The sequence below is a fragment of the Pseudonocardia wallangbongensis genome, assembly GCF_054486945.1.
This window is the reverse complement of sequence record NZ_JBRERS010000001.1, coordinates 246,021-258,781: the sequence shown is the minus strand read 5'-3', so window position 1 is coordinate 258,781 and position 12,761 is coordinate 246,021. Positions and strand designations below refer to the sequence as shown.

The 12,761-nt window shown below is 73.3% G+C and carries 12 protein-coding genes; 9 read left to right on the top strand and 3 right to left on the bottom strand.

The window, feature by feature from the left end; translation table 11 throughout:
* The first annotated feature begins 7 nt into the window (after nucleotides 1-7).
* Genes ACU436_RS01265 through ACU436_RS01250 form a run of 4 tightly spaced genes read left to right on the top strand, consistent with a single transcriptional unit; the run spans nucleotide 8 to nucleotide 3,737 of the window.
* Complete coding sequence (locus tag ACU436_RS01265) at nucleotides 8-571, top strand: UGSC family (seleno)protein (protein WP_459020748.1); 564 nt, start codon at nucleotides 8-10, stop codon at nucleotides 569-571.
* The gene (locus ACU436_RS01260; RefSeq protein WP_459020747.1) at nucleotides 568-1,620 is read left to right on the top strand and encodes a hypothetical protein; all 1,053 of its coding nucleotides are present in this window, start codon (nucleotides 568-570) and stop codon (nucleotides 1,618-1,620) included. The genes ACU436_RS01265 and ACU436_RS01260 overlap by 4 nt, the downstream gene beginning before the upstream one ends.
* Nucleotides 1,617-2,720, top strand: a complete 1,104-nt coding sequence (locus ACU436_RS01255) for a zinc-dependent alcohol dehydrogenase (RefSeq protein ID WP_459020746.1) — start codon at nucleotides 1,617-1,619, stop codon at nucleotides 2,718-2,720. Before ACU436_RS01260 ends, ACU436_RS01255 begins: the two co-directional genes overlap by 4 nt.
* 12 nt (nucleotides 2,721-2,732) lie before the next feature.
* Nucleotides 2,733-3,737, top strand: coding sequence for an amidohydrolase family protein (locus ACU436_RS01250; protein ID WP_459020745.1), 1,005 nt, complete (start codon nucleotides 2,733-2,735; stop codon nucleotides 3,735-3,737).
* Nucleotides 3,738-3,813: 76 nt separating this feature from the next.
* On the opposite strand, the gene ACU436_RS01245 is transcribed toward ACU436_RS01250, so the two are convergent.
* From ACU436_RS01245 to ACU436_RS01235, 3 genes are read right to left on the bottom strand one after another with little or no spacing between them, the layout of a single operon-like run.
* Nucleotides 3,814-4,623, bottom strand: a complete 810-nt coding sequence (locus ACU436_RS01245; protein ID WP_459020744.1) for an IclR family transcriptional regulator — start codon at nucleotides 4,621-4,623, stop codon at nucleotides 3,814-3,816.
* Nucleotides 4,624-4,665: 42 nt separating this feature from the next.
* Nucleotides 4,666-5,355: a response regulator gene (locus tag ACU436_RS01240; protein ID WP_459020743.1), complete on the bottom strand. Its 690-nt coding sequence runs from the start codon at nucleotides 5,353-5,355 to the stop codon at nucleotides 4,666-4,668.
* The gene (locus tag ACU436_RS01235; RefSeq protein WP_459020742.1) at nucleotides 5,352-6,644 is read right to left on the bottom strand and encodes a GAF domain-containing sensor histidine kinase; all 1,293 of its coding nucleotides are present in this window, start codon (nucleotides 6,642-6,644) and stop codon (nucleotides 5,352-5,354) included. The genes ACU436_RS01240 and ACU436_RS01235 overlap by 4 nt, the downstream gene beginning before the upstream one ends.
* A gap of 321 nt (nucleotides 6,645-6,965) precedes the next feature.
* Here ACU436_RS01235 and ACU436_RS01230 point away from each other — a divergent pair, with 321 nt between their 5' ends.
* Genes ACU436_RS01230 through ACU436_RS01210 form a run of 5 tightly spaced genes read left to right on the top strand, consistent with a single transcriptional unit; the run spans nucleotide 6,966 to nucleotide 12,663 of the window.
* Nucleotides 6,966-8,570 (top strand): ABC transporter substrate-binding protein, encoded by a 1,605-nt coding sequence (locus ACU436_RS01230; protein ID WP_459020741.1) that lies wholly within the window; start codon nucleotides 6,966-6,968, stop codon nucleotides 8,568-8,570.
* Nucleotides 8,567-9,568, top strand: a complete 1,002-nt coding sequence (locus tag ACU436_RS01225) for an ABC transporter permease (RefSeq protein WP_459020740.1) — start codon at nucleotides 8,567-8,569, stop codon at nucleotides 9,566-9,568. Before ACU436_RS01230 ends, ACU436_RS01225 begins: the two co-directional genes overlap by 4 nt.
* On the top strand, nucleotides 9,555-10,424 hold the full coding sequence (locus tag ACU436_RS01220; RefSeq protein WP_459020739.1) for an ABC transporter permease: 870 nt from the start codon (nucleotides 9,555-9,557) through the stop codon (nucleotides 10,422-10,424). The genes ACU436_RS01225 and ACU436_RS01220 overlap by 14 nt, the downstream gene beginning before the upstream one ends.
* Nucleotides 10,421-11,572 carry an ABC transporter ATP-binding protein gene (locus ACU436_RS01215; RefSeq protein ID WP_459020738.1) on the top strand — a complete coding sequence of 384 codons (1,152 nt, stop codon included), beginning with the start codon at nucleotides 10,421-10,423 and terminating at the stop codon, nucleotides 11,570-11,572. The genes ACU436_RS01220 and ACU436_RS01215 overlap by 4 nt, the downstream gene beginning before the upstream one ends.
* Nucleotides 11,569-12,663, top strand: coding sequence for an ABC transporter ATP-binding protein (locus tag ACU436_RS01210; RefSeq protein WP_459020737.1), 1,095 nt, complete (start codon nucleotides 11,569-11,571; stop codon nucleotides 12,661-12,663). Before ACU436_RS01215 ends, ACU436_RS01210 begins: the two co-directional genes overlap by 4 nt.
* The last annotated feature ends 98 nt before the right edge of the window (nucleotides 12,664-12,761 follow it).

Genomic DNA, 12,761 nt, shown 5'->3' with positions numbered 1-12,761 from the left:
CGGAGGGATGACCATGCCCATCGCCGGGCCGAACGCGATCCTCGACCCCACCGGTGGCGCGCCTGAGATCAACTCTGGGGTGGCCGCCAGGTTCTCGTCCGCTCCTCGCAGGCGCGACCTCGCCGGCGTCCGCATCGGGTTGCTGGAGAACACGAAGCAGAACGCCGGCCTGCTGCTCGACGAGGTCGGCAAGCTCCTCGTCGCCGAGCACGGCGCCGCCGCGGTGACGCTCATGCGCACCAAGACCGCGTTCGCCCTGCCCGCGTCCGACGAGCTCGTCGCCGAGTACGGCCGCGAGTGCGACGCCGTCGTCACGGGCGTCGGCGACTGCGGCTCGTGCAGCGCCGCCGCCGCGGCCGACGGTGTGGCGTTCGAACGGGCCGGCCTGCCGGCGGCGGTGATCTGCAGCGACGCGTTCGTGGCCACCGCCGACGCGATGGCCGCGCTGCGCGGCGCGCCCGGCTACCGCTACCTGACGACGCCGCACCCGGTCGCCATCCTGACCCCGGACCAGGTGCGGGAACGCGCGGCGCAGCTGGCCGCCTCGGTTGCCGAGCTGTTGACGGCATGACCGACCTCGACCCCGACGGCGCGCAGGCCGCGATCGAGCACTGCTACGACCAGGGGTGGTCGGACGGCCTGCCGCTGGTGCCGGCGTCGCAGCCGCTCGTGGACCGGTTCCTGGCCACGACGGACCGGGCGCCGGACCAGGTGATCGGCCGGCTCGCACAGGTCGACCGCGAGGTCACCGTGGAGCTCGCCGCGATCAACGCCGCGATGGCGGGCTGCCGGCCCGAGTACTTCCCCGTCGTGCTCGCCGCGTGGGACGCGCTGATGCGCGAGCGGGCCACCGGCGGCGGGGGATGGCAGTCGACGAGCGGGCCGGCGCCCCTGATCGTCGTCAACGGCCCGGTGCGCGACGAGCTGGGGTTCAACAAGGCGGGCGGCGTGTTCGGGCCGGGATTCCGGGCCAACGCCACCGTCGCGCGGGCGATCGGGCTGATCGTGCGCAACGCGCTCGGGATCCACCCGCACGTGTTCGAGCAGGCCACCCAAGGGCTGCCGGGGCGGTGGTCGATCTGCGTGGCGGAGAACGAGGAGGAGAGCCCCTGGGAGCCGCTCGCCGTCGAGGCCGGGCTGCCCGCCGGCGCGTCGGCGGTGGCGGCCACGCTGCTGCGGACGTCGGAGTTCGTGGACAACCGGCACACGAGCGACGCCGAGCAGCTGCTCGCCGACTTCGCCGACACGATCTCCCGCACCGGCGCCTGGATCTTCCGGCACGCCTCCGCCGGGATCGTGTTCTGCCCCGAGCACGCCCAGCTCCTCGCCGGCGCCGGGTTCGACCGGGCGAAGGTCCGCGCGTGGCTCGCGGAGCGCTGCGGGCGGACGGTCGGCGACCTCGCGGACGTCGGCAAGGACGGCATGGGCGACAACGGGGTACGGCACGCGAGCGGTGAGCGCCCCGACGGCTTCGACCCCCTGCTCTCCGACGGCGAGCCGAACCACCTGCTGATCGCCGTGGCCGGGGCCCGCAACGCCGGGATCTCGATGGTGGTCCGCCTGTTCAGCGACTGGTCCGCGACCGCGGTCCCGGTCGAGAGGAAGGAGACGACTGAATGACTGACACCGTCCGTGCGGCCGTGCAGGTGGCGCCGCGCCAGATCGAGATGCGGGAGTTCCCGCGCCCGACGATCGGTGCGGACGACGGGCTGCTCCGCGTCGAGGCCAACGGCATCTGCGGCAGCGACGTCGAGTCGTACCGGGGCCACCTGGGCATGGGGCGCGGGCCGACGATCCCGGGGCACGAGCCCATGGGCATCGTCGAGGAGATCGGTGACCGCGCCGCCGAGCGCTGGGGCGTGCAGCCCGGGGACCGGGTGGCCCTCGAGGTGATCGTCCCGTGCCGGTCCTGCCACGACTGCCTGACCGGGCGCTACCAGTCCTGCCGCAACCGGAAGTTCGGCCACGGCGTCACCGGGATCGACGTCGCCCCGTCGCTGTGGGGCGGGTTCGCCGAGCACCTCTACCTGACGCCCGGCGCCGTGCTGCACAAGGTGGACAAGACGCTGCCGGCCGAGCTGGCGGTCATGTTCAACCCGCTCGGCGCGGGCGTGCGCTGGGCGGTGCACCTCGGCGAGGTCGGCCTGGGCGACACCCTGGTGGTGCTCGGAGCCGGGCAGCGCGGCCTCGCCGCGGTGATCGCGGCGCGGGCCGCGGGCGCCGGGACGATCATCATCACCGGCCTGGAGGCCGACGCGCACAAGTTGGCCCTCGCGAAGGAGTTCGGCGCGGACCACACGATCGTCGTCGACGGGCCGGACGCCGAGGACACCGTGGAGCGCGTCCGCGAGATCACCGACGGGGCGATGGCCGACGTCGTGCTGGAGCTGACCCCGATGGCGGCTGCCCCCGTCACGCACGCCCTGCTGGCGGCCAAGCACGGCGGCCGGGTGGTGCTCGCCGGGCTGAAGGGCGGCGCCGAGGTGCCGCTGAAGACCGACCTGATCATCAACCGGGCGCTCACCGTGCGCGGGGCCTACGGGGTGGACGCGCGCGGCTACGCCGAGGCGATCGCGATCATCGAGTCCCGCCGGTTCCCCCTCGAGAAGCTGCACACCCACACGTTCGGCCTGGACGACGTCGCGCGCGCGATCGAGACGCTCGGCGGCGAGGTGCCGGGCGAGTCCGCGGTGCACGTGTCGGTCCACCCCCACCTGTAGAGGAGTTCTGCGTTGCTGGTCGACGCCCACGCCCACCTGCTGCCGCGCGACTACCCGGACGACGCGCCCGAGTGCTTCCCCCGGATGGAGGCGATCGACGGGGAGACCGCCCGGCTACTGCTGTTCGGCGCCACGCGGTTCCGCGCGCGCGACGCGTTCTTCGACGTCGAGCGCCGGATCGAGGAGCAGGACCGCTCGGGCGTCGACGCCGAGGTGCTCAGCCCGATGCCGCCGCTCCTGCGCTACGACCTGCCGGCCGCCGACGGGCTGTCGCTCGCCCGGCACGTCAACGAGTTCGCCGCCGAACTGTGCGCCGCCGCCCCGGACCGCCTCGTCGGGCTCGGCATGGTGCCGATGCAGGACCCGGACGCCGCGGCCGCGGAGCTGAAGGCGATCCGGGACCAGGGGCTGCGCGGCGTCGAGATCGCCTCGAACGTGCTCGGTGCCTCGATCGGCGACGAGCGGTTCCTGCCGTTCTTCAGCGAGGCGCAGCGCCTCGGCCTGGCGGTGTTCGTGCACGCGATGCCGGCCCCGACCGACCGGCTGCCCCGCTCGGCGGCCGGCACGTACGTCGTCGGGCTGGAGGGCGCGCTCGCCGCGGCGTCGATCATCGCGGGCGGCACCGCGGAAGCCTGCCCCGACCTGCGGATCTCGTTCAGCCACGCCGCGGGCGGGTTCCCGTTGATGGTGCCGAGGGCGCAGTACTTCTGGGGCGGCACGTGGAACGAGGAACCGGCCGTGCCGGAGCGGGCGATCGCGCACACCGACGGCCCCTCGCCCCTGGAGTACGCCCGCCGCTTCTACTACGACTCGATGGTGTTCGACCGCCGCGCCCTGCGGTACATCGTGGACCTGCTCGGCGCCGACCGCGTGCTCGTCGGCTCCGACTTCCCGGCCATGCCCCGCGAGGACCCCGCGGGCCGCAGCCTGCGCTCCCTGGACCTGGCCCCGGAGGTCCTGGAGCAGATCACCTGGAGCAACGCGTGGAACTGGCTCGGTATCGACCCGCCCCGATAGAACGACTTCGCGCATCCAGCGGTCACTTCGCACAGCGCCGGGCTTGTGCGGAGTACCTGCTGGGTGTGCGGAGTCGCTATCGGCGGGGGCCGAGGGCTCGCGTTATCGCTCTACTCGCCTGTTTCAGGACCGCCGCCAGTTCTCTTGGTCTGGCGCCTTCCGTCTCCACCACCACGCTGATCGCCGCCGTCACGTCGCCTGCCGGGTCCAGGACGGGCACCGCGACCACCAGGTCGGGCATCGTGATCTGGCCGCGCGCCACCGCGACCCCGGTGCGGCGGACGTGGGCGAGGGTGCGGCGCAGCTCGGCGGGGTCGGTCACCGTCATCGGGTTGAACCGCTCCAGCGGGGAGCGCAGCACGGCCTCCTGGAAGTCGGGCTCGGAGAAGGCGAGGAGCACGAGCCCCGTGCCCGTGGCGTGCATCGGCCAGCGGTCGCCGACGCGGCTGGTCACGGGGTTGCGCACCCGGGCGCGGATGGCCTCGACGTACACGACCTGCATGCCGTCGCGGACGGCCAGCTGGATGTTGCCGCGGGTGATCTGGTGCAGGTCCTCGACGTGCGGGAACGCCGCCTCGCGCAGCTCCAGGCCGCGGGGGGCCAGCGCCGACAGCTCCAGGAGGCGCAGCCCCACCGAGTAGCGGCCCGCGCTGTCGCGTTCGAGCGCGCCCCAGTCCACGAGCTCGCGGGTGAGGCGGTGCGCGGTGGGCAGGGTCAGCCCGGCGCGGCGGGCGATCTCGGAGAGCGACAGACATCGGTGGCGCGGCCCGAACGCGTCGAGCACCGACAGGGCGCGTCCGGCTGCGGTCGGGCGCGCCGTCCCCGGGCCACGGCGCGGCACTCCGGCTGGTTGTGCCGCCGCCGGGACGTCCGGGATCAAGGTCATGTCGCACCTCCGCGTGGTTCGGGACTGGTGGGCGGGGTTCGGTCAGGGGCTGGGTGGGGTGACGAGTCCTTCCCGGATGGCGACCAGTGCCGCCTGCGTGCGCGAGGTCAGCTGCAGCTTCGCGAGGATGTGGCTGACGTGGGTGCGCGCGGTGCGCTCGCTGATGTAGAGCTCCGCGGCGATCTGGTGGTTCGACATGCCGCGCGCCACCAGCGCGAGGATCGAACGCTCGCGCGCGGTGAGGGCGGCGAGGCCGGTGGGCGGCGAGACGAGGCGGCGGGTGAGGCGCCCGGCCACGGTGGGGTCGAGGTGCACCTCGCCGCGGTCGGCCGAGCGGATCGCGGCGGCGACCTCGTCCGGGTCGGCGTCCTTGAGCAGGTAGCCGGACGCGCCGGCCTCCAGCGCGGCGTGCACCCGCTCCAGCTCGCCGAAGCTGGTGAGCACGACGACCCGCACGCCGGGGTGCCCGGCGAGCACCGCCCGGATGGCGGCGATCCCGTCCATCCTCGGCATCAGCACGTCCATGAGCACGACCTGCGGGAGGCGGCTCTCGGTGGCCAGCCGCTGCAGCTGGTCGATCGCGTCCTTGCCGTCCACGGCCTCCGCGAGCACCTCGATGCCCTCGGCGCTCTCCAGGTAGGCGGTCAGCCCGCGCCGCACCACCGCGTGGTCGTCGACGACGAGCACGCCGATGTCGCCGCTGGGTCCCGGCTCCGGCAGGAGATCGCTCACCGGGCGGGGCCCGGACCGTCCACCGGGACGTACACCCGCACCCGACAGCCCGGCCCGTGCCCATCCGTACCGTCCATGTTGCCGATCTCGATCGATCCGCCCCATCGCTCCGCTCGTTCCCGCATCGACACCAGGCCGAGCGCGCCGGCCCGCACCTGCGCGGTCAGCCCGCTCCCGTCGTCGCTGATCTCGACGACCACCCGGTCCGGTGGCCCGCTCGTGGTGATGTGCACCGACACGCGGGTGGCGCCCGCGTGCTTCACGACGTTGTGCAGCGCCTCCTGCACGACCCGGTAGAGGTCCTCCTGCAGCTCGACCGGCAGGTCGGCGACGTCCGGGCTGAGGTCGACGTCCACGTCGATGTCCAGGCCGGACGTGCCCCGGACCGACTCGACGTGGCTGCGCACCGCACCGGCGAGCCCGCGTTCGACCAGCTCCACCGGGTGCAGCTGGAGCACGAGGCCGCGCAGGTCGGCGAGTGCGGTCTGCGCGAGGTCGAGCAGCTCGTCGGCCACCGCCCGCACGCGTTCGGTGCGGACCGTGCGGCCCGGCGCGACCTGCGCCTGCAACGCCTTGGCCTGCATGCGCATGGAGAACACCTGCTGCACGACCGAGTCGTGCAGCTCGCGGGCGAGCCGGGCGCGCTCGGCGAGCTGGGCGTCGTGCCGGGACCGGGCGAGCAGGTCGGCGGAGTCGACGGCGGTGGCGGCCTGGTCGGCGATCGCCTCGAGGAACTCGAGCGCCGCGGTGCCGGGCGGCTCGCCGGGCTTGTAGAAGGCGTTGAGGACGCCGACGGCGCGGCCCCGCACCACCAGCGGGACGGCGGCGAACGCGTCCCACCCGGGGGCACCCATGATCCGGTGCAGCGGGCCCCACGCCGGGTCGGCCATCACGGCGGCCTTGCGGTTGGGCTCGACGATCCGGCGGCACGTCTCGAAGGCCTCGACGAACATCATCCGGGCGCCCAGACGCCGGCACTCCTCGAACCGCTCGGTGAAGTCCTCCGCATCCGTGAAGCCGGCCTTGCCGACCACCCGCATGGTGCCGCTCTCGACCCGGAGGATCTGCACGGCCGCGATGTGCTCGGCCTGCACCACCTCGTTGGCGACGACGTCCAGGGTGACGCTGAGCGACGCCGCGTCGGCGACGCTCGACGCCGCGCGGGCGATGGCGGCGAGCCGGCGCTGTCCGCGCCGCTCGTCCTCCTGCCCCGGCTCGAGCGGGCCTCCGCATTCCGGGCACTTCGAGCCCGCCGCGAGCCGCTCCTTCCGCGTGAGCACTCTTGCCACGCCGACCCCTTCGTCCAGCGTTACTACTCCGGTGTGACCGGAGATCGCGACCCCAGTCTCACCACTGCAGGAGCCCGGTCACAAGTGCTGTCACGAGTGCGGGGGCGCCTTGCACGCAGGTCGTCCGCGACGGCCCATGCGACCTACGACATATGTCCGAGACCCGACGGACGTACGGGCAGGCGGCAAGAACATCTCTTCCGTCCGGCGAAACCTCCCTGCACCCCGCGCCGCCCCCTCCCCGAGGCTGAGCGGGCGCCTGGGGTGAGCCCGGTCACTGCGCGGTGGCTCGAGCCTGCCCGTTACCGAACGGGAGTCCATGTGAGACGAACGCACGCGGTGCCGCTCCTGCTCGCGGCGCTCCTCGTCCTCGCCGGGTGCGGGGGCGGCGGCGGGGCGGCCGGTCCGGCCGTGCCCGCCGGGCCGCCGCAGCGGGGCGGCGAGCTCACGGTGCTGGAGAGCGCGTCGTTCGCGGGCGGCTGGCCCACCGGGCTCGACCCGGCCACGAACACCACGGGCGGCGCCAACATCTCGCAGATGAGCGCGATCTACGGCGGGCTCTTCCGGCTGGAGGCCGCGGACGACGGCTCGGCCGCCGAGGTCGTCCCGCACCAGGCCGAGAGCTACGAGCTGCTCGACGGCGGCACGACCGTGCGGATCACCATCCGCGACGGCCTGCGGTTCACCGACGGCACCCCGTTCGACGCCGAGGCGGTGGCGTTCAACTTCCGGCGCGACGTCGACTCCCCGTGCACGTGCTCGCCGACCTGGCCGCTGGCCGAGAACGGCATCGCTACCGACGGCCCGCGCACCGTCGTGCTCACCTTCACCCGGCCGTTCGCCGCGGTGATCAATGCCTTCCCCGCCAGCAACGTCAACTGGATCGCCTCACCCACGGCACTGCAGCAGGCGGGCGAGGAGCAGTTCGCGCTGACGCCGGTGGGGGCGGGCCCGTTCACGGTCGTGTCCAACCAGCTCAGCTCGAAGCTCGAGCTCGAACGCAACCCGGACTACTTCAAGGAGGGGCGGCCCTACCTCGACCGGCTCACGTTCCAGTCGATCGGCGGTGACCAGCCCGCCTACCAGGCCCTGCTCGCCGGCCAGGCGCAGGCCTACGAGGGCCTCAACACCACGCCGCTGCTCGAACAGGCCCAGGAGGCGGGCCGCCTGTCCGTCACCGTGCAGCCGGCCACGTCGCCGTACGTGGTGCAGCTGAACACCGAGCTCGCCCCGTTCGACGACCAGCGGGCCCGGGAGGCGATCTACCGCGCCACCGACTTCGGGGCGATCGCGCAGGGGGTGTTCCGCAACCGGTACCCGGTGAGCCAGTCCTTCACCGGGCCGGGCGGGCTGTTCCACCACGAGACCGTCGAGGGCTACCCGACGTTCGACCTGGAGCGCGCCAAGCAGCTCGTGGCCGAGCTCGGCGGGCTCACCGTCCGCCTCGGGACGCTGCGCGGCTACGTGGCCGAGCAGGTGATGACCGCGCTGCAGACGCAGTGGCAGCAGGCCGGCATCACGGTCCAGATCGAGACGTACGAGCTGTCGACGCTGGTCCAGCAGTTCAACTCGGGGGAGTGGCAGTCGATGCTGCAGACCGCGGGTGCCTGGGATCCGGCGGGCGGCGTCGGCGTGGGCTTCCGCTTCTCCTCCGACTCCCCGTTCACCGGCGTGCACGACCCGGAGCTGGACAGGATGCTCGACACCGCCGAGTCCAACGTCGACCCGGCCGAGCGCGAGCGGCTCTACGTCGACGCGGGCCGCTACATCGCAGACCACGCCTACGCGCCGTTCGGGCTCGCGTTCGCGCCCGCCAACCTCGCGACGGAAGGCGTGTACGGGCCCGGGCTGACCACCAAGATCCCGCCGATCGTGGTCAACACCGGCATCCTCTGGGACGAGGTGTGGAGGGTGCAGCAGCAGTGACCGCGGTATCCACGCCCCGCCCCGCCCGGCCGTCCGTGCCGCCCGGCGTGCGGTTGGTGGGCAGGCGCCTGCTGATGGTGGTCCCGATCATCCTCGGGGTGAGCATCCTGACCTTCTGGGTGCTCGCCCTGATCCCGGGTAACGCCGCGCAGCAGCTGCTGGGGCCCGAGGCCACGCCCGAGCAGATCCGGGCGCTCGAGGTCCAGATGGGGCTGGACCGGCCCGCGGTGTTGCGCTACCTCGACTGGCTCGGCGGCGCGGTCACCGGTGACCTCGGCACGTCGCTGGTGAACAGCCAGTCGGTGACCGGCCAGATCGCGGAACGGATGGCCGTCACCGGTGAGCTGGTGGCCCTCGCGTTCGTCGTCTCCCTCGGGCTGGCCGTGCCGGTCGCACTGCTCGCCGCCTACCGGCCGAACCAGCTCTTCGACCGGGTGAGCATGCTCGTCAGCATCACCGGCCTGTCGGTGGCCAACTACGTCCTCGCGCTGCTCCTGGTGCTGGTCTTCGCGGTGCAGCTGACGCTGTTCCCGGCGATCGGGTTCGTGCCGCTCTCGGAGGGGGTGGGCGCGAACCTGCACTCGCTCGCGCTCCCGGCGGCCGCGATCGCGTTCCCGCTGTTCTGCTTCTACACGCGCTTCCTGCGGGGCGACCTGGTCGACCAGCTGCAGGGGGAGGACTACATCACGACGGCGCGGGCGAAGGGCATCGGGCCGTGGCAGGTGCTCTTCCGCCACGCCTTCCGCAACTCGGCGTTCGGCCTGATCACCGTGGTCGGGCTGAACCTCGGCACGCTGCTCGGCGGCACCGTGATCGTCGAGCAGATCTTCGCCCTGCCCGGGATGGGGCAGCTGATGCTCCAGGCGATCAACACCCGCGACGCCACCGTCGTGCAGGGCTGCGTCGTGGTGTTCGCCGTGGTGGCCGTGCTCGCCAACCTGATCGCCGACCTGCTCTACGCCGTGCTCGACCCGAGGATCCGCTATGGCAGTCGTTGAGGCCGTGCCCGCGCTCGCCGGGCCCGAGGAGGTCCGGCGGCCGGGGAGCCTGGCGCGCAACCTGGAGATCCTGCTGCCCGCCGCGGTGCTGGTGATCATCGCCGCCGGATGCTTCCTCGGGCCGCTGGTGCTGCCGGTTCCGCCGCCCGTCGGTGGGAGCGTGCTCGACTCCTACCTCGACGCCGGGTCGCCCGGACACCTGCTGGGCACCGACCCGAACGGCAACGACATCCTCTCCCGGATCCTGTACGGCGGCCGGTCCTCGCTGGTGGTGGCGGTCGCGGTGAACCTGCTCGGGCTGATCGTCGGGGGGACGCTCGGCGCCCTGTCCGGCCAGGTCGGCGGCGCCGTCGACACGGTGATCATGCGTGTGCTGGACGTGCTGATCGCGTTCCCGTCGCTGGTGCTGACGCTGGCCGTGGCGCAGAGCCTCGGCGCGAGCCAGACCAACACCGTCCTCGCGCTCGCCTTCTTCTCGGTGCCCGCGTTCGCCCGGATCTCGCGCGCCGCGACGCTGCGGCTGCGGGAACTGCCGTTCATGGCCGCAGCGGAGCTCGCCGGCACCCCGGGATGGCGGATCCTGCTGCGCCACATCGCCCCGAACATCACCCCCCAGCTGATCACGTTCGGGATGCTGGGGATGGGCATCGTCATGGTCATCGAAGGGGCGTTGTCGTTCCTCGGCCTCGGCATCCCCCCACCGGCCCCCAGCTGGGGCAACATGATCGCGCAGGGGCAGCAGAGCCTCTCGGCCACACCGATGCTCGTGGTCTGGCCGTGCGCGGCGCTCTTCGTCACCGTGCTCGCCTTCAACCTGCTCGGTGAGACCCTGCGCGCGCGGTGGAGCGGCCGGTGACCACGGGACGGGTGGCGGCCGACGCCGAACCCACGACCGAGCAGCGCAACCCGGACTCGTTGCTCGAGGTGACCGACCTGCGGGTGCGCTTCACCCGCGCCGGGCGGTCGGTGCACGCGGTGAACGGCCTGTCCTACCGCCTCGCCCCGGGCCGGATGCTCGCGATCATCGGCGAGTCCGGGTCCGGCAAGAGCGTGAGCTCGCGGGCGTTGATGGGGCTGTTGCCACCGACCGCGCAGGTGAGCGGCTCGGCCCGGTTCGACGGCACGGAGCTGGTGGGCCTGCCGGAGCGGGAGATGCGCCGCCGTCGCGGCGCCGACATCGCGATGGTGTTCCAGGACCCGGCCCGTTCGCTCAACCCGACGATGCGGGTCGGCGCGCAGATCACCGAGGCGCTCCGGGCGCACGCGCGCCTGGACCGGAACGCGGCGAAGGAACAGACGATCGAACTGCTGCGGCTGGTGCGGCTGCCCGCCCCGGAACGGCGCTTCCACGAGTACCCGCACCAGCTCTCCGGCGGGATGCGGCAGCGCGTGATGATCGCCATCGCGCTCGCGGGCCGGCCGCGGCTGCTCGTCGCCGACGAGGCCACCACCGCGCTCGACGTCACCACGCAGGCGCAGATCATGGAGCTGCTCGTCGAGCTCCAGGAGCGGCTGGGAATGGCGGTCATCCTGATCAGCCACGACCTCGCGCTGGCGGCGAGCTACGCCGACGACGTCGTGGTGATGTACGGCGGGCAGGCCGTCGAGCGGGCGTCGGCCGCGACGCTGTTCGCGTCGGTCCGGATGCCGTACACCCGAGCGCTGCTGGGCGCGATCCCGTTGCTGGAACGCCCCGCGCACACCGAGCTGCCGGTGGTGGCCGGCCAGCCGCCGGATCCGGCGGCGCTGCCGGCCGGGTGCCCGTTCCGGCCGCGCTGCGGCTCGGCCACCGACGAGTGCACGACGGCGCCCCCGTTCGACGAGCACGAGCCGGGGCACTGGTGGGCCTGCTGGCACGCGAGCGGGCCGGCGCCGTCCCCCGGGGGAGGCGCGCAGGGAGCGAGGAACGAGCGACCGAGCACCGGAGGAGCGGGACGGCGCCTTGAGGGCCCGCGAGCCGCCGGAGCGGAGCGGAGGCCATCGGGCCCGGAGGTGAAGCGATGAGCGCGGTCAAGGACCCGCTGCTGCGGGCCCGCAACATCGTGCAGGAGTTCCCGGTGCGCGGCGCCGGGGGCCTGCGCGGCGGGGTGGTGCACGCGGTGTCGGACGTGTCGTTCGACGTGCAGCCGGGGGAGACGCTCGGCATCGTCGGCGAGACGGGGTCCGGGAAGTCGACCCTCGCACGGTCGTTGATCCAGGCCCCGCGGCCGAAGTCCGGCGAGGTGCTGTTCCAGGGTGAGGACCTGGTGGGGCTGCGTCGCCGCAGGCTCGTGGCCGCCCGGCGCCACGTGCAGATGGTCTACCAGGACCCGTTCGGCTCGCTGAACCCGCGCTGGCGGGTGACGGAGCTCGTGGAGGAACCGCTCCTGGGGTACGGCGTGAAGGGCGCCGAGCGGCGCAGGCGGCGGGTCGACGAGCTGCTCGACCTCGTCGGCCTCGACCCCTCGGTGTTCGGCAGGCGCCGCCCGCGGGAGCTGTCCGGCGGGCAGTGCCAGCGGGTGGCCATCGCGCGGGCGATCGCGCTGGACCCGGCGCTGGTGATCTGCGACGAGGCCGTGTCGTCCCTCGACGTGCTGATCCAGGCGCAGGTGCTGAACCTGTTCGAGCGGCTGCGGGCCGACATGGGGCTGTCCTACCTGTTCATCGCGCACGACCTCGCGCTCGTGAAACAGGTGAGCGACCGGGTGGCGGTGATGCACCTCGGGCAGCTCGCCGAGGTCGGGCCCGCCGACGCGCTGTACAGCGGTCCCCTGCACCCGTACACGGCCGCCCTGCTCGCGTCCGTCCCGGGCCTCGACCCGGAGACGGGGAGGGCGCGCCGGCCCGTGCCGCTGCGCGGCGAGCCGCCGTCGCCGCTCGACCCGCCGAGCGGCTGCCGGTTCCGCACCCGCTGCGCCCGCGCCCAGGAGCGGTGCGCCACCCAGGAACCGACGCTGCGGGAGCGGTCGCCGGGACACAGCGTGGCGTGTCACTTCCCGCTGGACACGGCCGAGCCGAACGGCCAGGCACCGCGACATCTGACCCGAACCGCGCCGGACGACGCGGCCGGACCGCACGGACATCTGCAGGTCGAGCCCCTTGGCGGGCCTTCTTAGCATCCGAACGGACATCCGGCACAGACGCCGTCAGAGAGTGGGTTCCCCCCGATGCGTGTGATTTCCTCTCCTCGCTCCCGTTTCCGCCGACATCTCCG

Excerpts from the sequence above, each read along its gene's own strand:
- ACU436_RS01220 (WP_459020739.1), top strand. The coding sequence starts at position 9,555 with ATGGCAGTCGTTGAGGCCGTGCCCGCGCTCGCCGGGCCCGAGGAGGTC.
- ACU436_RS01210 (WP_459020737.1), top strand. The coding sequence starts at position 11,569 with ATGAGCGCGGTCAAGGACCCGCTGCTGCGGGCCCGCAACATCGTGCAG.
- ACU436_RS01260 (WP_459020747.1), top strand. The coding sequence starts at position 568 with ATGACCGACCTCGACCCCGACGGCGCGCAGGCCGCGATCGAGCACTGC.
- ACU436_RS01245 (WP_459020744.1), bottom strand. The coding sequence starts at position 4,623 with ATGACCTTGATCCCGGACGTCCCGGCGGCGGCACAACCAGCCGGAGTG.
- ACU436_RS01265 (WP_459020748.1), top strand. The coding sequence starts at position 8 with ATGACCATGCCCATCGCCGGGCCGAACGCGATCCTCGACCCCACCGGT.
- ACU436_RS01255 (WP_459020746.1), top strand. The coding sequence starts at position 1,617 with ATGACTGACACCGTCCGTGCGGCCGTGCAGGTGGCGCCGCGCCAGATC.